Source organism: Azospirillum canadense (assembly GCF_025961225.1).
Lineage (GTDB): Bacteria > Pseudomonadota > Alphaproteobacteria > Azospirillales > Azospirillaceae > Azospirillum > Azospirillum canadense.
In genome coordinates, this window is sequence record NZ_JAOQNG010000007.1 from 1,290,932 (window position 1) to 1,315,309 (window position 24,378).

19 protein-coding genes are annotated in these 24,378 nt (G+C 68.3%); 8 read left to right on the forward strand and 11 right to left on the reverse strand.

The window, feature by feature from the left end:
• Positions 1 to 12 precede the first annotated feature (12 nt).
• Positions 13 to 1,248 (forward strand): MFS transporter, encoded by a 1,236-nt coding sequence (locus M2351_RS33635; protein WP_264660336.1) that lies wholly within the window; start codon positions 13 to 15, stop codon positions 1,246 to 1,248.
• 4 nt (positions 1,249 to 1,252) lie between these two features.
• Here the strand turns inward: M2351_RS33635 and M2351_RS33640 are convergent, their stop codons facing one another.
• Genes M2351_RS33640 through M2351_RS33650 form a run of 3 tightly spaced genes read right to left on the reverse strand, consistent with a single transcriptional unit; the run spans position 1,253 to position 5,232 of the window.
• On the reverse strand, positions 1,253 to 2,485 hold the full coding sequence (locus M2351_RS33640; protein WP_264660337.1) for an adenylate/guanylate cyclase domain-containing protein: 1,233 nt from the start codon (positions 2,483 to 2,485) through the stop codon (positions 1,253 to 1,255).
• Positions 2,486 to 2,520: 35 nt separating this feature from the next.
• Positions 2,521 to 4,089 (reverse strand): MDR family MFS transporter, encoded by a 1,569-nt coding sequence (locus tag M2351_RS33645; protein ID WP_264660338.1) that lies wholly within the window; start codon positions 4,087 to 4,089, stop codon positions 2,521 to 2,523.
• Between the two features lie 27 nt (positions 4,090 to 4,116).
• Positions 4,117 to 5,232 carry an HlyD family secretion protein gene (locus M2351_RS33650; protein ID WP_264660339.1) on the reverse strand — a complete coding sequence of 372 codons (1,116 nt, stop codon included), beginning with the start codon at positions 5,230 to 5,232 and terminating at the stop codon, positions 4,117 to 4,119.
• A gap of 160 nt (positions 5,233 to 5,392) precedes the next feature.
• Between M2351_RS33650 and M2351_RS33655 the strand changes: the two genes are divergently transcribed.
• The 6 genes from M2351_RS33655 (at position 5,393) to M2351_RS33680 (ending at position 12,155) form a co-directional block, all read left to right on the forward strand.
• Positions 5,393 to 6,319, forward strand: a complete 927-nt coding sequence (locus M2351_RS33655) for a LysR family transcriptional regulator (RefSeq protein ID WP_264660340.1) — start codon at positions 5,393 to 5,395, stop codon at positions 6,317 to 6,319.
• A 209-nt stretch (positions 6,320 to 6,528) separates the two neighbouring features.
• Positions 6,529 to 7,740 carry a hypothetical protein gene (locus M2351_RS33660; protein ID WP_264660341.1) on the forward strand — a complete coding sequence of 404 codons (1,212 nt, stop codon included), beginning with the start codon at positions 6,529 to 6,531 and terminating at the stop codon, positions 7,738 to 7,740.
• A 247-nt stretch (positions 7,741 to 7,987) separates the two neighbouring features.
• Positions 7,988 to 9,043: a catalase family peroxidase gene (locus M2351_RS33665; protein WP_264660342.1), complete on the forward strand. Its 1,056-nt coding sequence runs from the start codon at positions 7,988 to 7,990 to the stop codon at positions 9,041 to 9,043.
• 350 nt (positions 9,044 to 9,393) lie between these two features.
• Positions 9,394 to 10,362 carry a VOC family protein gene (locus M2351_RS33670; protein WP_264660343.1) on the forward strand — a complete coding sequence of 323 codons (969 nt, stop codon included), beginning with the start codon at positions 9,394 to 9,396 and terminating at the stop codon, positions 10,360 to 10,362.
• Positions 10,363 to 10,473: 111 nt separating this feature from the next.
• Positions 10,474 to 10,899 (forward strand): putative quinol monooxygenase, encoded by a 426-nt coding sequence (locus tag M2351_RS33675; protein WP_264660344.1) that lies wholly within the window; start codon positions 10,474 to 10,476, stop codon positions 10,897 to 10,899.
• Positions 10,900 to 11,141: 242 nt separating this feature from the next.
• Positions 11,142 to 12,155, forward strand: a complete 1,014-nt coding sequence (locus tag M2351_RS33680) for an aldo/keto reductase (RefSeq protein WP_264660345.1) — start codon at positions 11,142 to 11,144, stop codon at positions 12,153 to 12,155.
• 24 nt (positions 12,156 to 12,179) lie between these two features.
• Here the strand turns inward: M2351_RS33680 and M2351_RS33685 are convergent, their stop codons facing one another.
• The 5 genes from M2351_RS33685 to M2351_RS33705 form a co-directional block, all read right to left on the reverse strand.
• Complete coding sequence (locus tag M2351_RS33685; protein WP_264660346.1) at positions 12,180 to 13,070, reverse strand: LysR family transcriptional regulator; 891 nt, start codon at positions 13,068 to 13,070, stop codon at positions 12,180 to 12,182.
• A gap of 90 nt (positions 13,071 to 13,160) precedes the next feature.
• Complete coding sequence (locus M2351_RS33690; RefSeq protein WP_264660347.1) at positions 13,161 to 15,236, reverse strand: 2Fe-2S iron-sulfur cluster-binding protein; 2,076 nt, start codon at positions 15,234 to 15,236, stop codon at positions 13,161 to 13,163.
• A 66-nt stretch (positions 15,237 to 15,302) separates the two neighbouring features.
• A complete protein-coding gene (locus M2351_RS33695; protein ID WP_264660348.1) occupies positions 15,303 to 15,917 on the reverse strand; it encodes a glutathione S-transferase family protein in 615 nt (204 codons plus the stop codon).
• A gap of 191 nt (positions 15,918 to 16,108) precedes the next feature.
• A complete protein-coding gene (locus tag M2351_RS33700; protein ID WP_264660349.1) occupies positions 16,109 to 17,398 on the reverse strand; it encodes an MFS transporter in 1,290 nt (429 codons plus the stop codon).
• Between the two features lie 536 nt (positions 17,399 to 17,934).
• Entirely contained in the window at positions 17,935 to 18,831 is an 897-nt protein-coding gene (locus M2351_RS33705; RefSeq protein ID WP_264660350.1) for a LysR family transcriptional regulator, read from the reverse strand.
• A 112-nt stretch (positions 18,832 to 18,943) separates the two neighbouring features.
• Between M2351_RS33705 and M2351_RS33710 the strand changes: the two genes are divergently transcribed.
• On the forward strand, positions 18,944 to 20,356 hold the full coding sequence (locus M2351_RS33710) for an MFS transporter (RefSeq protein WP_264660351.1): 1,413 nt from the start codon (positions 18,944 to 18,946) through the stop codon (positions 20,354 to 20,356).
• A 16-nt stretch (positions 20,357 to 20,372) separates the two neighbouring features.
• On the opposite strand, the gene ppc is transcribed toward M2351_RS33710, so the two are convergent.
• The 3 genes from ppc to M2351_RS45360 all read right to left on the reverse strand — a co-directional run bounded on the left by ppc (position 20,373) and on the right by M2351_RS45360 (position 24,366).
• Positions 20,373 to 23,207, reverse strand: coding sequence for a phosphoenolpyruvate carboxylase (gene ppc, locus M2351_RS33715; RefSeq protein WP_264660352.1), 2,835 nt, complete (start codon positions 23,205 to 23,207; stop codon positions 20,373 to 20,375).
• A gap of 148 nt (positions 23,208 to 23,355) precedes the next feature.
• The gene (eda, locus tag M2351_RS33720) at positions 23,356 to 23,988 is read right to left on the reverse strand and encodes a bifunctional 4-hydroxy-2-oxoglutarate aldolase/2-dehydro-3-deoxy-phosphogluconate aldolase (protein WP_264660353.1); all 633 of its coding nucleotides are present in this window, start codon (positions 23,986 to 23,988) and stop codon (positions 23,356 to 23,358) included.
• 21 nt (positions 23,989 to 24,009) lie between these two features.
• Positions 24,010 to 24,366, reverse strand: a complete 357-nt coding sequence (locus tag M2351_RS45360) for a GntR family transcriptional regulator (RefSeq protein ID WP_406567462.1) — start codon at positions 24,364 to 24,366, stop codon at positions 24,010 to 24,012.
• Between the last annotated feature and the right edge of the window lie 12 nt (positions 24,367 to 24,378).

The window sequence follows — 24,378 nt, forward strand, 5'->3', positions numbered from 1 at the left end:
ACACATCCCATCTTGCCACACTCTCCCCAGGCGTCTTCCTCCGCCACGCCGGTGCTGGTCGCGCTGATCCTCGGCATCTGCGTCATCCAGATCGCCAACGGCATCCTGCAAATCCTGCTTCCCCTGCGGCTCGCGGAGGCCGCAGCCCCGCCGCTGGTCGTGGGCGCGGTGGCGTCCGCCTATTCGGTCGGCTTCGTGGCCGGTTGTTGGGCAGCATCCCGGCTGATCCGGCGGATCGGCGGCGTCGGGGCCTTCGCGGCCTTCGGGCTGCTGGCCGCGGCGGCGACCCTGGCCCTCCAGCTTCTGCCCGACGCCACCGCCTGGGTGGGGCTGCGGGTGCTGATGGGAATGTCCTACGTCGGCATGCTGACGGTCGGGGAAAGCGGGCTGGCCGCGCTGGCGCCGGTGCACGCGCGGGGCAGTGTCTTCTCCCTCTACATGATCGCGTGCAAGGTCGCGGTCATCGGCGGCCAGATGCTGCTGGCCAGCCCGGGCCTGTCCGGCCCCTGGCTTACCGCGATGGCGGCTTTGTGCTACGGCCTGTCGCTGGTGCCGGTCGTTGCCATCCGCCCGCCGGCTGCACCCACCTCCGCCGAGCCTCAATCCGCCGAGCCCCAATCCGCCGAGCCCCAATCCGCCGAGCATGGGCAGCGGTCGGGCTCGCCCTGGCGGTTCGTCCGCCGCTCGCCGGTCGCCTTCGCCGGCTGCCTCGTGGTCGGTCTGTGCAACACGGCGGTGACCGGCATCGGCCCGGCCTATCTGGCCGGGCTGGGTCTGTCCGGGGCCGGCGTGGCGCTGGTCATGTCGGGCATCCAGGTCGGCAGCGTCGTTCTGCAATGGCCCATCGGCCGCCTGTCCGACCGGCGCGACCGGCGTCTGGTGATCTGCGGCGTCGCCGGCACGGCGATGGTTGCGGCCCTCCTGATCGCCAAGGCCGGTGCGGCATCGCAGGATGTGCTGCTGGCACTGTTCACGCTGTGGGGCAGCGCCGGCATGTCGCTCTACGCCATCTGCGTTGCCCACGCCAACGACCACGCAGCGCCCGAGGAAACGGTCCCGCTGGCAAGCGCCATCCTGCTCGCCTGGGCGGTTGGCGCGGCGCTCGGCCCGCTTCTGGCGACGGCGGCGATGGAATGGTTCGGGCACGGCGCGCTGTTCGCCTATGTCGGCGCGATGTCCGGCGGGCTGACGCTGTTCGCCGCCCTGCGGCGGTGGTTCGCCGGGCCCAGCCGTCCGCGCCGGACGTGAGCCCTCACACGTCCGTCCCCTCCGATCGTTCGTAGAGGTCGACCGGTTCGGCGAATCCCTTCAGGCTGAAGGCGCCGACCGGTGCGGCACCCCCGGGCGGCAGCAGTTCGGCGAAGCGCCGGGACATCAGCAGCGGGTGGCCGGTGCGGCTGCCCACGGCCTGGATGCGGCTGGCCAGGTTCACGTCGGGCCCGATCAGCGTGAAGTCCAGCCGCAGCCCTGACCCGATGTTGCCGTAGCTCACCTCTCCGTAATGCAGGGCGATGGTCGCCGCGAGCGGCGGGTCTGCCGTGGCGAAGGGGTCGAGGCGGGCGCACACCTCCTCGGCCGCGCGCAGCGCCGTCGCGCAGGCCGCTTCCGGTGGGCTGCCGGGGAAGAAGGCCAGGACGGCGTCGCCCATGAACTTCAGGATCTCGCCCCCGGCCTCCGCCACGGCCGGCAGCACCTGGTCGAAATAGAGATCGAGCAGTTCCAGGACGCGCGCACCCGGCAGGCGGTTCGACAGGTCCGTGAAGCCGCGCATGTCGCACAGCATCAGCGCCGTGCACAGCGATTCCACCTGGCCGCGCCGGATATGCCCCGCCAGTATGCGCCGGGCCGTTCCCGGGCCGACGTAGGTGTCCAGCAGCGTCAACTCCACTTGGCGCAGGGTGCGCAACTCACAGCCGTTGCGCAGCGCCGGCAGGATGCGGTCCAGAGCGGCGCGATCGGCGGCGGAGAAGCCGCGCGGCCGCACCGTGCCGAAGGCGGCGGCGCTGACCGGGCCGTCAGCGGTGTTGAGCGGCACGAACAGCAACGCGGCGAGCCCGCGTCCGGCGAAGACGTCCATCAGCGGCCAGGGCGGGTCGCTCGGGTCGTTCGGCCGCACCAGCACCGTTTCTCCCGTTTCCATGACGCGCCGCACCGGGCTGTCGAGAAAGGCGGCCGACTCTTCCAGGCCATGCCCCCGGTCGTGGATCTCCACGGGTTCGTTCGGTGCCCAGGCGACGGTGCGGCCCAGGATCTCCGGGTGGAGGGTGCGCAGATGGAGCGTCAGCCGGTTGACGGGCAGCCCGGCCGCCCGCAGCCGCCGTCCCAACCCGGCGATGAACGCCGCCTCGTCCATCGCGTGGCATTCATCGCCGGCCAGCCATTCCACGACCTCCAGGATGGACGCGGGCTGGTGGGTGCGATGGAAGTCCTGTCGGCGGGCGTGCCTTGGGTAAATGGTCGCCGATCGGTCGAGCATATGTTTCATGACATCCCTCCGGATTGTCTGCCCAAAACCGTCGATCAGTGGGCGCCGCCGGCGCTCAGATGGTCTGGTTTCTTCAACAGCAGCGTTGCGACCAAGGCGACGAGCAGGGCGATGCCCAGCAGAAAAAAGGCGTCGCTGAAGGCCATGACGAAGGCTTGGCGGCGCACCACCGCGCCGATGGCGACGTAGGCGCGGTGCCCGGCGTCGATCGGGTCGGTGATGCCGTGCGACTGGAAGTACCGGGTCAGCTGCGCGATGCGCGCCGTGGTCGCCGGCTCGAACAGCGAGACCGCGTGCGACAGGATGTTGGAGTGGAACTGCTCCCGCTTCGTCAGGAAGGTCTGGAGGAGGGCGATGCCCACGGCACCGCCCAGGTTCCGCATCATGTTGAACAGGCCGGAGGCGGAGCCCGCGTTCTCCTTCTCGATGCCCGCGGTCGCCACCGCCGACAGCGGCGCGAAGACCAGCGCCTGCCCTACGGCGCGGACGATGTTCGGCACCAGCAGCTGGTCGGCAGCGTAGGAGGCGGTCATGGCGATGTTCATGAAGGCGCTGCCAGCGAAGAGCGCGAAGCCGACGGCGATCAGCAACCGCGCGTCGAACCGCTTCATCAGCTGCGGCACCAGCGGGATCAGCAGAAGCTGCGGCAACCCGGTCCAGGCCAGCACGCCGCCGATCTGCTCCGCGTTGTAGCCCTGGATGCGCGACAGGTAGACCGGCAGGACGAAGACCGACCCGTAAAGCGCCACGCCCAGCATGAAGTTGGCGAGGATGCCGAAGCCGAAGTTGCGTCGCACCAGCAGCCGCAGGTTCAGCAGCGGCCGCGCGCTGCGCAGCTCGATCCACAGGAACAGCCCCAGCGAAACCGCCGCGAGGATGCTCAGCTGCAGGATGAAGGGCGATCCGAACCAGTCCTCCTTGTTGCCTTCCTCCAGCACCGTCTGCAACGCGCCGAGCCCGACGGCCATGGTGACGATGCCCGGCCAGTCGCCGGTCCTCAGCAGGTCGAGCTTCATCGGCGCGCCGTCGAGCGAGTAGGCCAGCAGGCCAACCATCACCGCGCCGGGGATCAGGTTGACGTAGAAGATGTACTGCCATCCCCAATTCTCGGTCAGATAGCCGCCGATGGTCGGCCCGATGGCGGGGGCGAAGGTCGCCGACAGGGCGAACAGGGCAAGCCCGACGGACTGTTTCGCCTTGGGCAGCAGCGTAATGATAATGGTGAAGGCCATGGGGATCAGCACGCCGCCGCTGAAGCCCTGGATCGCCCGCAGGACGATCATCTGCTCCAGGTTCGCGGCGAAGGCGCAGAGGACGGAGAAGACGAGGAACAGCACCGCGTTGGTCAGCAGGTAGCGGCGGATGGAGAAGACCTGGGCCAACCAGCCGCTCAAGGGGATCACGATGATCTCGGCGACCAGATAGGCGGTGGAGATCCAGCCCCCGTCGTCGATGCCGGCGCCGATGGCGCCCTGGATGTCGGCGAGGGAGGCGTTGACGATCTGGATGTTCAGCACCGCCATGAACGCACCCAGCGTCGAGCCGATCACGGCGAGCCAGTTCCGGGCGGACGCGGCGCCGGCGGGGATGGCGGGGTTGGACATGGTCTTGATCCTTTGCCGAGGAGGAAGTCAGCTTGCGGATGCCGTCGTTTCGCGGGTGTCGATGGTCGGCTCGACCGACATGCCGGGGCGCAGCAGGCCCGACAGGCGTCCCGGGTCCAGGACGATCCGCACGGGAATGCGCTGCACGATCTTGGTGAAGTTGCCGGTCGCGTTGTCCGGCGGCAGCAGGGCGAACTCCAGGCCGCTGGCCGGCGACAGGCTGTCCACATGGCCCTTCAGCTCCACGCCGGGAAAGCCGTCCACCGCGATCTCCACCGGCTGTCCGGCGTGGACGTGGGTCAGCTGGGTTTCCTTGAAGTTCGCGACGACGTAGACCGCCTGCAGCGGAACCACGGCCATCAGCTGCGTGCCGGTCTGCACATACTGGCCGACCCGCAGCGAGCGGGCGCCGACCACACCGTCGATCGGGGCGGCGATGACCGTGTAGGACAGGTTCAGCCGCGCCTGGTCCAGTGCGCTGCGGCTGCGGTCGCGCTGTGCCTCCGCCTTGCCGCGCTCGGTGGTCAGCACCGTGACCTTGTCCCCGGCGGCGACCAGGGCGGCGCGGTCGCCGCGCAGCTTGGCCTGCGCCTGGCCCAGCGTCGCCTCGGCTTGCTGCGCCCGCTGCGTCGTGCCGTAGCCGGTCTGCATCAGGTTGCTGTAGCGGGCGTTGTCCTTCTGCGCGAAGGCCCGCGCGACCTCGCTCGCCGCCACGTCGGCCTTCTCCTGCTCGATCAGCGACCGTTGCAGCACGATCTGGGCGTCCAGGTTGCGGATGGCCGCCTCCGCCGTCTCCAGGTCCGCCTGGGCCTGGGCCAGCGCGACGCGGAAGTCGCGGTCGTCGATGCGGGCCAGCGGCTGACCGGCGGCGACGCGCTCGTTGTCCTGGACCAGGACCTCGGCGATGTAGCCGGACACCTTGGGTGCGATCACCGTGTGGTCGGCCTTTACGTAAGCGTCGTCGGTGGTTTCCAGGTACCGCCCGACTGTCCAGTACCGGTAGCCGGCGTTGCCGGCGGTTACGACGCCGCCGAGGAGGACCAGCGCCAGCGCGGCGCGTTTGACCGTCGTGCGTGTGCCGACGGCGGCCCGCGGCGCCTCGGCCTTGCCGTCTTGCCTGCCATCGTGAGTGAGTTCGACCATCGCACCCCGTCCTGTTCTGCGGCAACGCCAGGGGGCCTGGCCGCCCCGGACCGCGACGCCAGGATGAGGCGGGACCGGCGGCCTTGAGAATTCCGGAAAGGCTGGAAAGATTATCCAGCGTGGGTGGATAATCAGGCCGGAACGGCGAAGCGGGGCGCGCGTGGACCGGCTGACGAGCCTGACGGCCTTTGTGCGGGTGGTGGAGTGCGGCGGCTTTTCCGCGGCGGCGCGGCGCCTGAACATGTCCGTCACCATGGTCAGCAACCACGTCCAGGCGCTGGAGGACCGGCTGGCCCTCCGCCTGCTGAACCGGACCACGCGGCGGGTCAGCCTGACCGACGCCGGCCGGGCCTATTACGACCGCTGCGTCAACATCCTGGCGGAGCTGGAGGCCGCCGACGAGCTGGCCGTGGCGCTGAACGCCACGCCCCGGGGCACGTTGCGCCTGCACATCGGCACCCATCTGGCGCGCTTCATCGCGCCGGCGATCAGCGACTTCGTCGCGCGGTACCCGGCGGTTTCCGTGGAGCTGACCATCGGCGAGGCTTCGGTCGACATCGTGGATGAAGGGTTCGACTTGGCCGTGCATCCCTTGCAGCCGCAGAACGCGAGCCTGATCTGTCGCCGGCTGACGCCCTGGCGGCACGTGCTGTGCGCGGCGCCGGCCTATCTGGAGAAGCACAGGGCGCCGCAAGGCCTGGAGGACCTGGCCCGGCACAACTGCCTGCGCTACAGCCATTACCCGTTCGGCAACGAGTGGCGCTTCATCGGGCCGGACCAGACGGCCGCGTCGGTACGGGTGTCCGGCAATCTGGTGACCAACAGCGGGGAAACCATGCGGCTGGTCGCGCTGAGCGGCGAGGGGCTGTTGCTGCTGCCCAGCTTCATCGTGCTGGACGACCTGCGCAGCGGTGCCCTGCGCCAGCTGCTGCCGACCTACCGCCCGCTGGAATTCGCCATCAACGCCATCTACCCGCACCGCGACCACCTGTCCAGCAAGGTGCGGACCTTCATCGACCTGCTGGCCGTGCATTTCGCCCGGCATCGCGAGTGGCTGAACCCCTTCGACAGCGCGTCCGCCGTATAGGGCGCCGCGCTGGAAGATACACCGGCTCGTCCGGAATGAGGCCGTAATTGCGGACCTCAGATGGGATTTTGCTCAAATCCGACTCTGTCCATTGTGAACCGGCCTTCCCTTAGCCCGATCCTCCCTCGGCGTTATCGTTCACCGCCACCTCTTCCGTCGCCGCTGGACGCCGCGACGTCCGTGGCTGGGACCATGACCGGGAGGGATGAATGCCGACGAAACTGGACTCGATCATCTCTGGAAAGAAAAAAGACATCAATTTCAGCAACTTCGACATTGGCAAGGTGCTTCGGGACATCGCCGCCGATCTGTCGGAGGCCGGTGCGAAGGATGTGCAGGGGCTGAAGGTTCTCGGCAACTACAAGAACTTCATCTCCTACGAAAAGGCGGCCAAGCGCGCCGCGAATCCTTACCTTCAGGTCGCCGTCACCAAGGGCACGCTCGTGCTCGTCCTTCGCGACAAGGACAACGACAAGTTCGAGGCGATGGATGTCCTGGTCAAGGGATACGACGGGATCAAAGACAAGCTGGTCAAGGAGACCGCCGCGGTCATCAGCCTGGACCCCGACGACAGGGTCATCGGCCCGGCGGGCAAGGCCCAGGCCGACAAGTTCGGCACCAAGGTGATGACCGAGGATGATTACGAATTCGGGGCCTTGACCGGCAACATCGTCATCTGCGCCCACGGCACCCCCGACGGGACCGGCAGCGCGCGCATCATCGCCAGCCATCTGGGCAAGAAAACACCCAAGGACATCGTCAAGCTGCTGACCGGCAGCAAGGACGCCAAGCAGCGGATCGGCAAGGACTATTCGGGCAAGATCTTTCTGTCCGGCTGCTTCACTGCGTCGGGTGGGCCGGAAGCGGTGAAGCAGGACGATCCCTTCGCCAAGAAGGTCTGGGACCTGCTGAAAAGCGCCGGCTACACCAAGGCCAGCGTCGTCGGCATGCCTGGCCCGTCCATCACCGCGCGCAACGACGGCGACACCGACAGCTGGGACAAGGACAATCCCACGGCGATGAAGCGCGGCGACAAGCATGTCGTGACCAACATGCGCACCGTGGACGACTACAAGAAGAACGCGAAGCTGGAGAAGGCCGTCAAGGTCGCGGTGGAGCAATTCAACGCGCTCGTCGGCAGCCACAACGCCCTCCTCGACGACATGAACGCCATCGCGAAGCAGGGCGAAGACCGCGCCAACGAGCTTGGCAAGGACCCGGCGGCGATCAAGGCCGACAAAGCCTACCAGGGCTACAAGAAGCAATATCTGGCTCTGAAGGCCGACCTTGAGAAGGAGAAGAAGAAGCTCGCCAAGGCGAAGCCGGTCCTGGACAAGGCGCGCAAGGACATGGAAGACAGCGGCCTCGGCAAGACGCTGGCGAAGATCGAAGGGACGTTCGGGCTCCGCACGCTCAACTGACCACGCCAAAGCCACCCCGACACCCGCGCCATCCTACCCTGTGCCACACCAACGCGGCGCCATCATCCTTGTGTTTGATTGATCGAACGCCATTTTGGCCGGCCAATAGGGCGACGTCGCACAGCCGCCGCTTCGGTGGTGCCGACGGGGCAAGCAAAGGGGCCGGTCGCACCTTCGGGCGCGGCCGGCCTTGCGCCGTCGTCGTTCCGAAGCGGGAAAGGGCCGACAACGCAAGGAAGGGGATGTCATGAGGCAGGAGAGGGTTGCGCATCGCTCCATGGGACGCTCCGGGGGCCGGTCGCTCGCTCGCGGGTTCGGATTGGCCGGCCTCGCGGGCACGTTGGGCTTGGCGGCCCTGCTGTCGGGGACCGCGACCCCCGCCTCGGCCGAGGAGGCGTCGGTCGAAGAGCAGATCGTCGACGCGTTTCAGGGCGCCTTCGGCGCGCATCCGGGCAAGCGCGCCAACCACGCCAAGGGGATCGTCGTGGAGGGCACCTTCCAACCGGTCCCGCCCGCGGCGTCGATCACCCGCGCGGCGCATCTGCAAGGCACCGCTGTTCCCGTCGTCGCGCGCTTCTCCAACGCGACCGGCATTCCCAACATTCCGGACGGTGATGCGAACGCCAACCCGCATGGGCTGGCCGTCAAGTTCCATCTGCCGGACGGCAGCGACACTGACATCGTGATCAACAGCCTGCATTTCTTCCCGGTCGCCACGCCGACCGAATTCCGCGATTTGCTGCTCGCGGCGGGGGCGACCAAGCCCGACAGCCCGAAGCCGACCAAGCTGGACCAGTTCCTGGCCAGCCATCCGGTCGCGGTCCAGGCGGGAGCGACGACCAAGACCCCGGCGAGCTTTGCGACCGAGCAGTATTTCGGCATCAACGCGTTCCGCTTCACCAACAAGGCCGGGGAGCAGCGCTTCATCCGCTATGTGGCGGAGCCGGCGGCCGGGCTGTCCTACCTCACCGCGGACGACGCGGCGACGAAGCCCGCCGACTTCCTGATCGCCGACATCACGGACCGGCTGCAAAAAGGCCCCGTCCAGTTCCGCCTCCTGGCGCAGGTCGCCGCGCCGGAAGACCCGATCACCGACGCGACCAAGCCCTGGCCGGACAGCCGGCCGCGCGTCGAACTCGGCACCCTGACCCTGACCACCGTCACAGCGAACAACGAGGAGGCGGCGAAGACGCTGCTGTTCCTGCCTGGGCAGGTGACCGACGGGATCGAGGCGTCCGACGACCCCCTGATCGCCGCCCGCGACGGGGCTTACGCCGTGTCCTTCTCGCGGCGCAGCCAGTGAGGAATCCACCCCGCGCCGGGTGAACAACAAAATCGCGCTGATCGACGCCGCCAGATCGCGGCCGACCTTTGGGCGGGGCACGCACAGCCGGGGCCGGTGCGCCCGCCCCACCACCGGGCGTGGTCGCGGCCCCGCCCGGATCGTATGAGGCGCGTCACGGTCAAAGGACCACACCTCCGTTTTACCGCGCTTTACCCTGATTAACGGGGCTGTCGAAGCCGGCGGACTATTTGTGTCTGCACCACCGAAGCCCATCACGTCAGAACCGGGTTCGGGGAGGAGCCTCCGGCCAGCCTGAGGCTTGCACGCGGATGCCATCCCCCGCGGCATCGCGCCGGCACTTGGGCCGGGTGACCCTGCACGAGCGCTCCACCACAAAGAAACGGAGGGAAATCATGTCTGACCAAGCACATGGCGGGAACGAAGCGGCTCACGACGAACCGGACCAAAAGGAACCAGCGGGCCCCGATCGCCGGACTGTTCTGCGCACCGCGGGGGCCGCGGCGATCGGCGGCATGGCCGTCGCGTCGGCGATGGACACCCCCGCGTTCGCGCAAACCGCCGCTGCCGCCCCGAGTGCCGGTGCCCCAACTGCCGCCGCGGGCGCGCGCGATCAGGCACCGCTCGGCGCCCGGCTCCAGGGCATCCAGCATTTCGGTCTCACGGTCCAGAACATGAACCGCGCGTTCGAGTTCTACACCGAAGTGCTCGGCGGCAGCGAGGTGATGCGCGATGGCGATTTCCATGGCGAGAAGATCCACAACACGCTGCTGGTCGACCAGGAGATCCTGGCTCGGGAGCGCAAGGTCAATTCGCGGACCATCGGCGTTCCGGACCTGAAGGACGGGGCGCAGCGCCTCGACGTGCGCTTCGTGCAGTTCGACAACGTCGTGATCGAACTCCTGCAATACCGCGATGTCCAGCAACCGATGGGCAACGGGGACAGCTGGGCGGAGCCGCGGGACCATATGAGCCCGGCCTATCCACGGTCGATGCACATCTGCTTCTACATCCGCGACGACGTTGACTTTAACAAATTCGTCCACGACCTTGAGGCGGAGTCGGCGCGCCGCGGCATGACCCAGGTGAAAGCCAATCGCGTGATCACGGTGACCTCCGAACAGGAGCGTCTGGCCGCCCCCCTCGATGCGAACACCAACAAGATCACGGAAGGCAAATCGAACGGCTGGTCCCTGATCTACTGCAAGGGCCCGGAGGGCGAGCAGATCGAATTCGTCCAGGCGCTCGGGCCCGTGAAGAAGACTTTCGAGGAGGCCATGGCGGCCCGGCGGCGCATGGTCGCCGCGTCCGGAGGCTGACGATCCGCCGTCCGGCATGCGACGCGATGGAAACAGGATACCGCACGCCGGGCGGCGCGGCCTTCGGGCCGGCCATAATTCCAAGACCAAAAATCGAGGGAGTGACCAGCCATGTCCAACAGGACGCGCCCGGGTGTCGGGCTTCCCGTGCTTGCCAGCCTTGCATGCGTTGCTGGCGCCACATCGGTGATGGCGCAGGAAGGGCCGGGCCGGGGCTATGCCCAGGTGCCTCAGGGCGCCTATTCGATCGTCGCGGAAGTGCGGGCAAAGCCCGGCAAGGAAGCGGCGCTGCGCGACGCCACGCTGCCGCTCGTCGCGCTCGTCCGAAGCGATCCGAAGAACCTCGTCTACTTCCTTCAGGAAGACCGCGCGGCGCCCGGCCACTTCATTTTCTACGAAATCTTCGCCAACCGAGCCGATTTCGAAGCCCACAACGCGATGCCCTACGTGAAGGACTGGTTCGCGAAGCTGCCCGAACTCGCCGACGGGGGCGTCAAGGTCATGAAGATGGAGATCCTTGCGGGCCCCCGTTCCTGAGCAGGTCCGCGCAACTCGCCGAATGCTGGACTAGGCGTACCACGCTCAACGCGCGGTCGTGACGAGGCATTGCACGAATGAAGCGGAGCGGAGCAACCGGGGCCTTACGCTGTACGCACTGGCGCTGTATGGCCGCGGCGTGACCGTCGGCAACCTTTCACCCTGCGGAAGGCGCCCCAACTCGCACCGGCGTAACCACGCCCAAATGCCGGCCAAACCAAACAGACATGGAGGACCCTGCGATGAGCATCGAGAGCACCCTGCTCAACGGCCCATTGGGCTTCGGAACGGCGCCGCTTGGGAACATGTTCCGGAATATCCCCGACGAGGAGGCCGCCGCCACCGTCGCGGCGCCCTGGGATGCCGGGACGCGCTTCTTCGACACGGCGCCCTTCTACGGCGCCGGCTTGGCGGAAATCCGGCTGGGAAAGGAATTGGCGAAGCACAGGCGCGACGACTACGTTCTCAGCACCAAGGTCGGCCGCATCATTCTGGACGAGGTCGCGACCGGGCCGCAGGAATTCGGCGAGAAGGGCACGCTGTTCCAATACGGCCGCAAGAACAAGATCGTCTACGACTATTCGGCGGACGGGACGAAGCGGTCCATCGAGGACAGCCTGACGCGCATGGGGGTCGATCGGATCGACTTCGTCTGGATCCATGACATCGCGCAGGACTTCCACGGCGACGAGTGGCTGGCCGGGTTCGAAACGGCGCGGACCGGCGCCATGCGCGCGCTGACGGCGCTTCGCGACGAAGGGGTCATCAAGGGCTGGGGCCTCGGCGTGAACCGCATCGAACCGGTCGAGCTGATGCTCGGCCTCTCCGACGTAAAACCCGATGGAACGCTGCTCGCCGGGCGCTACACGCTGCTCGACCACGAGCACGCGCTGCAACGGCTGATGCCCGCCGCGGCCGAAAAGGGCGTGCAGATCATCGTCGGCGGTCCTTACAGCTCCGGCGTGCTCGCCGGCGGCAGCCACTTCGAATACGCCGACGCGTCGCCCGAAATCCGCGCGAAGGTGGCGACGATCAAGGCCCTCGCCGAGCGATACGGAATTCCGATCAAGGCGGCGGCGTTGCGGTTCTCGCTGGCCCATCCGGCCGCGGTCGCGGTGATTCCCGGGGCGAGCAAACCGGACCGCATCCGGGAGGACCATGATGCGCTCAAGGCAAAGATTCCGGATGATTTCTGGCGCGATCTGCGGGAGAGAGGCCTCGTCGCGCCGAACGCCCCGCTGCCGATCGAGCGCTGAGCGGCGGCGCGGCTGCGATCCGCCTCAATTGAGGAGGCGGTTTTCGCGCAGGCGCGTCACGGCGAGGTCGACAAAGGCCCTCACCTTCGCGGGTGCGTGGCGTCCCTCGGGGTGGAGGACGTGGATGGGCAAGGGCGGCTCTTCATAATCGGCGAGCACGATCTGAAGCTCGCCCGCGACCAGCGCCGGGCCGATCTGGTAATGAAGGACCCGGGCGAGACCCCATCCCGCCCGGGCGGTCGCGATCGCCGCTTCGTTGGTGTTGCATTGCAGGGTCAGGTCGATGGTCACCCGCTGGTCCTGCGCGAAGCGCCATTCCGGCGATGCCCAGGCGGTCGTCGACGCCGCGATGCGGTGATGCTTGAGGTCGGCCGGCGTCGTCGGGACGCCATGGCGGTCGAAATAGGCGGGCGAACCGCAGATCACGCGCCGGACCGTGCCGACCCGGATGGCCGTGAAGCCCGAATCCGGAAGGCGGCCGATGCGCACGGCGACGTCGATGCCCTCTTCCACGATGTTCACTTGGCGGTCGACGAAGAAGCTTCGCGCGCGCATGCCGGGATAATGATCCAGATATTCGGTCATGATCGGCAGCACATGCATCTGTCCGAACAGTGCGGACGCGGTGACCGCGAGCGTTCCGGTCGGGGTGGCGTAGGATCCGCCCGCGGCCGCCTCCGCCTCGGCGATGTCCGACAGGATCCGGCGGCAATCCTCGTAATAGCGTGTCCCGGATTCGGTCATTTTCACCGAGCGGGTCGTGCGGACGAACAGGCGGGCGCCGATCAGATCCTCAAGGGCGGCCACGGCGCGGGTTACCGCTGGCGCGCTCATGTTCACGTGGCGGGCGGTTTCGGAGAAGCTGCCCGTCTCCGCGACCTTCACGAAAATCCGCATTGCCTGCAGCCGGTCCATGCGCCCCCCTGTGCCATCCCGCACCGGGATCCTCATCCGGATCTCGGGCGCGATGCAAGGGCTCCGCCGCCGGTTCTTGTGCTTGGGCCGTCAAACCGCCAGTTGAATGGCACCGTCCTCGTCCGCCTCCGGCTGGGCGGGGACGGCGCAGCACAGGAGCACCTCGTCCTCCGCGACCGTCGCGGTCGGTTCCTTGATGTAGGTCACCGCACCTTTGAGCAGCTTGGTGCGGCAGGTTCCGCAGGTGCCCTCGCGGCAGCTGAAGGCGGGATCCAGGCCGCGCGCTTCGGCCAGTTCGAGCAGCGTGCCTGAATCGGGAGTCCAGCGCGCTTCCTTCAGCGAATCCATGAAGGCGACCGGCACCGGCTTGGTGGCAGGTGGGCGCCGCACCGGCGCTACGGTGCCGGCCGTTGCCGTGTCGGCCGTCCGTTTCAAGGACGACGGGCCGAACGCCTCCGCGTGGATCCGAGCGTCGGCGATGTTGTAGCCGCGCAACCCGTCGTAGAGCGCCTGGGTGAAGGCGGGCGGTCCGCAGAGATAGAAGTCGTAGTCGTTGAAGCCGAGGATGCGCGTCAGCAACGCCATGTCGATGCGCCCCCCTGCGTCGTAATCGACGCCTTGCTCGGCGTCGCCGGGATCGCTGAGGACGCGGACGAACCGGACGGCGCCGTTCGCCGCCGCCACAAGTTCCGCGATCTCCCGGTCGAAGGGGCGGTCCTGCCTGGACCGCGCCGCCTGGACCAGGATGGTGGGCCGGATCCGCTGCTTGCGAAGCCCCTCGTAAACAATATGGCGCAGCATCGCGAGCAGGGGTGTGATGCCGACCCCGCCCGCCAGCAGCACCGCCGGCCGCGTGGCGCCGGCGTCGATGGTGAAATCGCCCGCCGGCGCGCGCGCCTCGATGACGTCCCCGACCCGGACACGGTCGTGCAGGTGCCGGGACACCAAGCCCTCGCGCTTGACGCTGATGCGGCAGATCCCGTCCGACGGGGCAACCGACAGCGTGTAGGTCCGCACCACGGGCTTGTCGGCGCCGGGCAGGGCCACGCGGATGGGCAGGTGCTGTCCGGCCTGATGCGGAAGAAGCCCGACGCCGTCATCCGGCTGCAAATGGAAGGAGCGGATCGAGGCGCTTTCCTCGACGATCTTCGTCACCTTCATCGGTCGCCAGCGCGTCGCGATGTCCGTGGCGCGAAGCCGGTCGGCGGCGTGGCTCCAGTCGCCCGTCATCAGTGAACTGGGAGACCAGCCGTCCTTCCGGAAAGTCCAACGCAGGGCCAGGGCGCCGGGCCGGCGGACGATCTTACGCGCCTTGAACGTCCACAGCCGCTCGGCCCCCTGGAAGGCCGCGATCTCCGGCGAGTCCAGGATCACCGCGGCATCGCCCGTCATCTGCAGCAGGTCGCCGCTTTCGAAATCGACGAAGGCCAGCCCCGCCCTTCCGTTGAGGACGATGTTGCCCAGAGTGGCGAAGAAGAGGTTGCCGTCAAAGTCCGGGATGGTGAGCGTTCCGTCCTCGGCCACGCGTACGAAACCGGCCTTGCCGCCGCGATGCGACACATCGACCTGGCGACGGTCCCCGCGATCGGCGTAGGAGGCGACGAAGAAGGCGTCCGCCGCCTCGATCGTCGCACGCGCCGCGGCATCAAGGCCGGGCAACTCTTCCGCGGCGCCGGCGAAGGGCTGGCCGGGGTCGCGGGCATACGAGAAATCACGCAGCTGGATGTAGCGGGGGCAGTTCCCGAAGCTCTGGTCGACGTCGACGCGGAAGCCGTTCGGCGTGGTCGAGACGAAGCCGTTCATGCGGTTGCGGCGCCGCGTGTGCATCTCGATGCCGAGCAGGCCGATCGGCTCCCCATCCGCAAAGCCGGCTGTGGCCGGATCGCTCGGGTCCAGGCGCGCGCCGATGTCGAGAGTGGTCGGGCTGGGCGAGGACATGAAGCCGGGCCGACCCTCCAGGAACGTGGCCCAGGCATCCCCGCGCGGGTCGACGCTGCCGATCACGATGAAGGGAAGCTGGGCGTAGAAGTCGCGGTGCTGGTCGGGCATGAAGTCGCGCACGACCCGCTGCCCCACCGCCGCCATCCGTTCGGCGACGCCGACCTTCTCCTGGATGAACGTCTCACCCTCGTGCCACGTCGGCAGCGTCTTCCGATTGTCGCCCATGTCCCGTCTCCCCGTGGAAAGACATTGAAGGATGCGGGCGCGCCGGTTGCGCGCCCGGACGCAGCGTCACGCGGCGGTGAGCCCCGCCCGCGTCTGGACGAACGGGACGAAACCCGGCAGAGCCTCGACCCGACGGAGGAAGGCGTTGACGGCCGGATAGCCCGACAGGTCGACGTTGCCTTCCGGAGCGCGCGCGACGTAGCTGTAGATGGCGACGTCGGCGATGGTCGGCCGGTCGCCGACCAGCCAGTCGCGGCCGGACAGGTGGCTATCGAGCTTCTTCAGCAGGGCGTGGGCCCGGCCGATAACCTCTTCCGCGTTGTACTTGGCGCCGAACACCGTGACCAGCCGCGCCGCCGCGGGGCCGTAGGCGACCTCGCCGGCGGCGACCGACAGCCAGCGCTGGACGGCGGCGGCACTCTGCGCGTCCTCGGGCAGCCAGTCGCTGCGCCCGGCCTTCTTCGCCAGATAGACCAGGATGGCGTTGGAGTCGGAGACGACCACGCCGTCGTCGTCTAGCACGGGCACCTGACCGAACGGGTTCAGTGCCAGGAACGCGGGCGTTTTGTGCGCCCCCGCCATCAGGTCAACCTCGACCAACTCATGCGGCAGTCCGAGCAGCGACACGAACAGGCGGGCGCGGTGGGCATGGCCCGACATCGGATGGTGATAGAGCTTCATGGCTGACTCCTGCGATGCTGGCCGGGTTCATTCCCGATCCGCACACAGAAGGTGCCACCGCCATCCGATCACGAGAATGAGTCGATTTGGTAGTTCATTATTGCGTATGCCGTAATAATGCTGCCCGAAAACGATGAAGGGCGGAGCCCGGACAGGCCCCGCCCTTCAATGATACGCTCAGGCGTTGAACGTCAGTCCGCGCCGGCCGCGTTGGCCGACAAGTGCTGGGGTGCCGGCTCCCCACCGCGGCGCTGGCCGAGCACCAGGGCGACGACGATGAAGGCGGCGATGTCGAAGACCGACAGGCAGGCGAACAGCGGCTCGTACCCGATGGTGTTGGCGAGCTGGCCGATGATCAGCGAGAAGATCATGCCGCCGAGATAGCCGGCCATGCCGCCGAAGCCGGTCGCGGTGGCGACGTCCTGCTTCTCGAACGTGTCGGTGACCAGGGCGTAGAGCAGGCTCGACAGCATCTGGTGCGCAAAGCCGCCCAGGGAGAACAGGAAGATCGCGGTGATCGGGCTGCTGGACAGGCCGATGAGGGCCGGGCCGATCATGCACAGCGCGCCGATGCCGATGCCGGCAATGCGGGAGTTGACCAGCGTCATCTTGAAACGCTTGGCAAAGAAGGGCGACAGGTAGCCGGACAGGATGCAGCCGAGGTCGGCGAACAGGAAAGGCAGCCAGGCGAACAGGGCAAACTGCTTGATGTCCATGCCGCGCACGCTGACCATGTACAGCGGGATCCAGAAGCTGAAGGTCTGCCAGGCCGGCTCCGTCAGGAAACGGGCGGCGGCGATGCCCCAGAACTTGCCCTTGGTGACCACCCGCTTCATGGAGGGCTTGGGCAGCGCGACCTGCGGTTGGCCTTCCAGGATGTAGGCGTGCTCGTCCTTGGTCAGGCGGGGATGGTTCTCCGGGTTGCGGTACAGCGACACCCAGATCAGCGACATCGCCACCCCCATCAGGCCGGTGACGACGAAGGCGATTTGCCAGCTGTAGCTGACCGACAGCCAGATGACCAGCGGCGGGGCGACCATGGCGCCGACTGAGCTGCCGGTGTTGAACCAGCCCGTGGCGATGGAGCGTTCCTTGGCCGGGAACCACAGGGTCGAGGTCTTGGCGCCCGAGGGCATGGCGGCGGCCTCAGAGATGCCCAGCAGGCCGCGGAAGAAGGCCATCGACTGCCAGCCGCCGGCAAAGGCGTGCAGCGCCGCCGCGGTGCCCCAGACGAAGGCGAACATGAAGTAGCCGAACTTCAGCCCGATCAGGTCGGTGATGTAGCCGGCGATCGGCTGCATCAGGCTGTAACAGAGCTGGAACGTGCTGACGATGTAGGAATATTGCTCCGTCGTGAAGTGCAGTTGTTCCTTCAGCGTCGGCGCGAGAATGCCCAACGTGTTGCGGTCGATGTAGTTGACGATCGTGCCCAGCATGACCAGGGCCAGAATCTGCCAGCGCAAACCACGAATTCTCTTCATAAGCGTTCTCCCATCCCCGCGGCGGCGGAGGTTTCTGCGCGCGCCTGTGAACCGACCCTTTGTGTGGTCGTCGGCTTCGGGCGTCTTCGGCGCGGGGCGCGTCCCGCAGCGCCGGTTATATTAATATATCAGTTGTTGGTGCAAGCATCTTTTTCGGGTGCGGACGATCGGCCGACCAAATTCCGCACGGCCTGTCCGTTCGGCGTAAGCCTCTTCGCAAGCGCAGCATAGGTGATCGGAAGACTCGGAGGCGGGGGCCACGCTGCACCATAATAATCGCGATTGTACAATGCGTTAGGGGGCGGGCGCGGCAAGTCCCTCGCACCCGGCAAACCAACCGAAAGCGCGTCAAGGCAAGAAAAAAGCCACCAGGGACAGACCCCGGTGGCCTCAGTTTAGGGAGGAAACGTCCAGGACGTCGTGCCGCCCGATGATTGGGCACGCCACGCTGAACAACGGGGTCAGCATACTAATATATCAGAATGGGCGCAAGCGCGAACGTGGCGCTGACGGAATTTTACCGGCTGGAATGCGAGTCAGGGACCCTCGCGGCAGGCAGCAAGCACCTGTCCACGCAACCAGTGGTGGGCCGGGTCGGCGTCGTGGCGGGGGTGCCACATCTGAATGACGGTGACGTCGTCCATGGCGACGGGAAGCGGGAAGGTTCGGATGCCGGCGCGGCCGGCGGCGACCTGTCCCTCGGACACCAGCGCGATCAGGTCGGACGCGCGGACGATCGCCAGGGCGGCCGGGAAGCTCGGCACCACGGCGACCACCTTGCGGGTGAGCCCGAGCGCGGCGAGCGCGTCGTCCACCGGCTCCCTCGTGCGGCCGCCGCGCGAGGTGACCACATGGCGGCCGGCGGCGTAGAGTTCCGGCGTTACGACCTCGTGCCGGGTCAGCGGGTGGCCGTCGCGCACGGCGCAGACCAGCCGGTCGCGCAGCAGGCTCTGCACCTTCAATTCCGGTGCGGTTTCGAAATGCGCGCCGATCTCCAGGTCGACACGCCCGTCCCGCAGGGCCTGAACGTCGCGGTCCGGCCTGGGCGCGAAGCGCAGCAGGACGCCAGGGGCCTCGGCGGTCATGCGGGTCACCAGCCGGGCGGCGAAGACCTCGATGAAGCTCTCGCTGGCGCGCAGGGTGAAGCTGCGCTCCAGCTTCGCGATGTCGATAGCCGCCGCCGGGCGCAGGACCGCGCGCGCTTCCTCGGCGAGGCCGTGCACCCGCTCCTGCAGCTCGATGGCGTGCGGCGTGGGCACGAGGCCGCGCCCGGCGCGGACGAGCAAGGGGTCGCCGGTGGCGTCCCGCAGCCGCGCCAGCGTGCGGCTCATGGCGGAATCGCTGAGGCCAAGCCGCTTGGCCGCCCTGACCACGCTGCCCTCCGCAAGCAGCGCGTCGAGCGCGAGGAGAAGGTTGAGATCGGGATCGGCCATGGGCGGCCACGCTAACACATGGCGTTCTATGCAGGAATAACCTGCTTGGGCTGCGTCTTCCGCCAGGGCTCGCTATGGGCGACCTTGAGTCCGACCATTATCGGAGACCCTGATGCCCTCATCGATGCCCGCCACCCAGCCGCCGGACGGACTTCCGGTTCCCCGCCGCATCATGGCCGCTGCGTCCGTCATCGCCGCGATCGTGCTCGTCGTGCTCGACGGCGCCATCGCCAACATCGCCCTGCCGGTCGTCGCCGACACGCTTCGCGTCGCGCCGGCCGACTCCGTCTGGATCATCACCGGCTACCAGCTGGCGCTGGTTGTCGCGCTGCTGCCCATGGCGGCGCTCGGCGAAAGCCTGGGGTACCGGCGGGTGTTCGCCGGCGGCGTGCTGCTCTTCACCGTTGCCTCGGCCGGCTGTGCCCTGGCGCCGACCCTGCCGTGGCTGGTGGTCGCAAGGTTCGTCCAGGGGCTGGGCGGGGCCGCGGTGATGGCGCTCGGCGTCGCGCTGCTGCGCTTCGTCTACCCGCAGCGGCTGCTGGGGGCGGCCATCGGGTGGAACGCGGTGGCCATCGCCTTGTCCTCGGCGGCGGGGCCGACGATCGGTGCGGCGGTTCTCGCCGTCGCGCCCTGGCCGTTCCTGTTCGCCATCAACATCCCGATCGGCGCCATCGTGTTGGCGACCGCCCGCGCCTTGCCTGCCATCGAGGGCGCGAAGCGGCGCATCGATCCCATCAGCGTCGCGCTCAACGGGGGCTTCTTCGCCGCCCTGGTGATGGGGGCGGAGATCCTGCCGTCCCAGCCCGGCCAGGGCGGCGCGTTGCTCACAGTCGCGGCGGTCTGCCTGGTCGGCCTCGTCCGGCGCGAGAGCGGGCGGGAGGCGCCACTGGTCCCACTCGACCTGCTGCGGGTGCCGTCCTTCCGCCTGTCGGTCGTCGCGTCCGTCCTCTGCTTCGCCGGCCAGATGGCGAGCGCGGTGGCGCTGCCCTTCTACCTGCAGCATGGCCTTGGGCGAGACGCCTTCACGACCGGGCTGTTCCTGGTGCCCTGGCCGCTCGCCACCGCCGTTGCAGCGCCAGTGTCCGGCCGGCTGGCCGATCGCATGGCGACGGGCTGGCTGTGCGCCTTGGGCGGGCTGCTGCTTGCCGTCGGCCTGACCCTCTCGGCGGTCTGGCCGCTGGAGGACGACCTGACGCCGCTCCTGGCCTTCATGGCGATCAGCGGCTTCGGCTTCGGCCTGTTCCAGACGCCCAACAACCGGAACATGCTGCTGACCGCGCCCAAGGCGCGCAGCGGCGCGGCGGGCGGGATGCAGGGCACCGCCCGGCTGGTCGGGCAGACCGCCGGTGCGGTGATCATGACGCTGCTGTTCTCGCTGGTTGCCGGCGCGGTGACAGCACCGCGCATCGGCCTCACCGTGGCCGCCGCCCTTGCCCTGGCCGGGGGCGCCGTGAGTCTTCTTCACGTGCCTGCGCGCCGCGCCCGGCCCGTCACGACCGCGGACGCCTCTGTCCGCGGCCAGTGACCACCCGGTCTCGCCGTCAGCCGCTGTTGCGCAGGCCGGCGGCGATGCCGTTGATGGACATCAGGACGCCGCGGCGGACGCGCTCGTCGGTGCTGCCGGCGCGGTGACGGCGCAGCAGCTCGATCTGCACGTGGTTCAGCGGATCCATGTAGGGGAAGCGGTTGCGGATCGACCGCGCCAGCAGCGGGTTGTCGGCCAGGAAATTCTCCTGCCCGATGATCGCCAGCAGATGCTTGCGCGTGCGCTGCCACTCCGCCCGGATCTCGCCGAAGATGCGCTGGCGCAGCTCCGCATCCTCGACCAGCTCCGCGTAGCGCGAGGCGATGGCGAGGTCGGTCTTGGCCAGCACCATGTCCATGTTGGACAGCAGCGTGCGGAAGAACGGCCAGGCGCGGCTCATGCGCTGCAACAGCTCCAGCCCGTTCGGCTCCTCCTTCAGCCAGGCCTCCACGGCGCTGCCGAAGCCGAACCAGCCCGGCAGCATCAGGCGGCACTGCGCCCAGGAGAAGACCCAGGGGATGGCGCGCAGATCCTCGATGCGGTCCGACTTGGTGCGCGAGGCCGGGCGGCTGCCGATGTTCAGCGTCGCGATCTCCGAGATCGGGGTCGCGGTGCGGAAATATTGGGTGAAGCCCGGCGTCTCGTAGACCAGCCCGCGGTAGGCCTCGAAGGCCAGCTGCGACAGGCGCTCCATGGCGGCGTAGAAGGATTCCGCCGGCTCGACGTCGTTCTCCAGGTCGAGCAGCGTCGCTTCCAGCGTCGCGGCGGTCAGGACCTCCAGGTTGCGCTGCCCAACCTCCGGACGGCCGTACTTGGAGGCGATGACCTCGCCTTGCTCGGTAATGCGGATCTGGCCGGACACCGCGCCGTGCGGCTGGGCCAGGATCGCCTGGTAGCTCGGCCCGCCGCCGCGGCCGACCGAGCCGCCGCGGCCGTGGAACAGCCGCATGCGGACGCCATGGCGGTCGAACAGCTTGGCCAGCTCGATCTCCGCCTTGTACAGCTCCCACCCCGACGTCAGGAAGCCGCCGTCCTTGTTGCTGTCGGAATATCCCAGCATCACCTCCTGCTCGTCGCCGCGCGAGGTGACCAGCGCGCGGTAGGCGGGCAGGGTGAACAGCCGCTCCATCGTCGCCGGGGCCTGCCGCAGGTCCTCGATGGTCTCGAACAGCGGAATGATGTTGAGGGCGAGCGTCGAGGCCTTGTCCGGCCCGGCCGCCGGGCGCAGCAGCCCGGCCTCCTTCAGCAGAAGCGCCACCTCCAGCAGGTCCGACGCGCCGTCGGTCTTGGAGATGATGCAGTTGGGCAGCGCTGCGGCGCCGTAGGTCTCGCGCAGCTGGCGGGCGGTGAAGAAGATCGCCAGTTCGCCGGCGGTCTCCTCCGAATAGGGGTGATAGGGCGAATGCAGCGGCCGGGGCGAGGCGATCTCCTCGGCCAGCAGGGCGATGCGCTCGTCCTCCGGCAGGGCGGTGTAGTCGGCGCAGCGGCCGGCGACGGCCAGCAGTTCCGCCACCGTACGCTGGTGCACGTCGGAGTTCTGGCGCAGGTCGATCGGCGCCAGATGGAAGCCGAACACGTTCACCGCGATGATCAGCCGGCGCAGGCGCCCGCCCGCCAGCCGTTCGGCGTGGTGCGTCTTCAGCGCCTTCGACAGCACCTCCAGGTCGGCCAGCAGCTCGGCGCTGGACGGGTAGGGCTCCGCCTTGCCGACGGCGTTGCGCAGCGCCTCGTGCTGGTCGAGCGTCTGCAGCGTGGCGGCGAGACGGGCGTAGATGCCGGTCAGCGCGCGCCGGAACGGCTCGTCCGCGCGGTGCGGGGAATGGTCGGGGGAGCGCTCCGCCAGCGCCTCCAGCTCCGGCGACTTGCCGAGCAGAAGCTCCGACAGCGGCAGTTCCGCGCCCAGCTCATGGATTTCCGACAGGTAGTGGTCGAGCGCTGCGGTCGATTGCAGCCGCATCGCCTCGCGCAGGATGGGCGCCGTGACGAAGGGGTTGCCGTCGCGGTCGCCGCCGATCCAGGAGCCGATGCGGAAGAAGGGCGGCAGCGTCCATTCCCGGTCGGGGGAGCGCTTGGACAGCAGATCCTCGAACCGGCAGAACAGCTTGGGCAACTCGGTGAAGAAGGTGTCGGTGTAGTAGGAGATGCCGTTCTTGACCTCGTCGATCACGGCGAGGCGCTGCGGGCGCAGCATGCGGGTGCGCCACAGGGTCAGGACGGCCTCCTGAAGGCCGTCGAGGTTGGCCTCCGCCTCCTCCGGGGTCAGGCGGGAGCGGTCGCGCTCGTGCAGCAATGCCGCGACCTTGTGCTCCAGCCCCAGGATGCTCTTGCGCTGGACCTCGGTCGGGTGGGCGGTCAGCACCGGGCTGACCAGCGCGATGCGCAGCACCTCCTCCAGCCGGTCGGGGGTGACGCCGGCCTCCTGAAGCCGGTCGAGGGCGAAGGCCAGGGTTCCCTCGCGCGGCGGCGACCCGGCGGCGGCGTGCTCCCGGTTGCGACGGATGTGGTGCTGGTCCTCGGCGATGTTGGCGAGGTGCAGGAAGTAGGAGAAGGAGCGCACCACCGACATCATCGTGTCGCGCGGCAGGGCGTTCAGGATCTCCGCCATCTCCCGTCCGGCCGAGTCGTCGTCGTCGCGGTTGAAGCGGACGGAGGCTTGGCGGACCCGCTCCACGACGCCGTAGACGTCCTCGCCCTCCTGCTCGCGCACCGTGTCGCCGATCAGGCGGCCGAGCAGGCGGATGTCCTCGCGCAGCGGGGCGTCCTTCTCGGCCTCATGATCGGTGCCCTGGGACGTGGTGGTGTCGGCCTCGGTGACCGGAGCGGCGTGACGGAGGGCGGCGTCGGTGGTCATCGTGGGATCGCTCCGGCGTGAGAGGGACATTTTCTAAGCATCGGCACCCGATTGTAGAACGATTTGCTGCAGGTGCTCAATCATACGCGCACCGATATATCACCTCGGGGGCAACTCCGCCAAGGCACCACGTCCGTGTTTGGGGGGATTAGGCCACCAAAGCAGCAGCCTCGCGGGCGAGGCGCTCGATGTCAGCCCAGCGGCGCTCCTTGACAGCGTCGGCCGGGGTCAGCCACGTGCCGCCGAGCGCGAAGACGTTGGGCAGGCCCAGGATCTCGCGGACAGTCTCCGCCTTGATGCCGCCGGTCGGGCAGAAGCAGATTTTCGGGAGCAAAGGGGCCATGCCGCGGAGCGCCGGGGCGCCGCCGTTGAGCATGGCCGGGAAGAACTTCAGCTCGCGGAAGCCGTGCTCGTAGGCGATCAGCGCCTCGGTCACCGTGGCGATGCCCGGCAGGTAGGGCAGGCCGGCGGCCTTGGCGGCCTCGGCCAGCCGGTCGGTCAGGCCGGGGCTGACGACGAAGCGGGCGCCGACGTCGCGGGCCTGGGCGAACTGCTCCGGCCGGATCAGCGTGCCGAGCCCGACCAGCGCGCCCGGCACCTTGGCGGCGATCGCTTCCGCGCAGGCGAGCGCGCCGGGCGTGCGCAGCGTGATCTCCAGCGTGGTCAAGCCGCCGGCGACCAGCGCCTCGGCCAGCGGAACGGCCTCGGCCGGGTTGTCGAGCACCAGGACCGGGACGATCCGGGCGCCGGTCAAGGAGGGTTCAAGGCGAGGAACGGTCATGATGTGGCCTTGGCAAAAGGATCAGTGGGGCAGACGCCCGTCGGGAGCGCCGGAGAAGAAGTGCGGATAAACGCTGCGGATGTCGTCGATGGACACGAGCAGCCCGTCCAGGTGGAGGTCGAGCGCCCGGATGGCGCGGTCCGGGTCATGGGCGGCGATGGCCTGCACCACCGCCTCATGCTCGGCGATCACCTTGCCCATGCGGCCGGGCGACGGCAGGGTCAGGCGGCGGCAGCGGTCCACCTGCACCTTCACTTGCTGGACCAGCGTCCAGAAGCCGGGATAGCCGGCGACGTCGGCGAGCATCGCGTGGAAGGTCTCGTCGGCCTGATGGAAGGCGTTGGCGTCGTGCGCCAAATCCACCTCGTGCTGGTGCACCAAGCAGGCTTG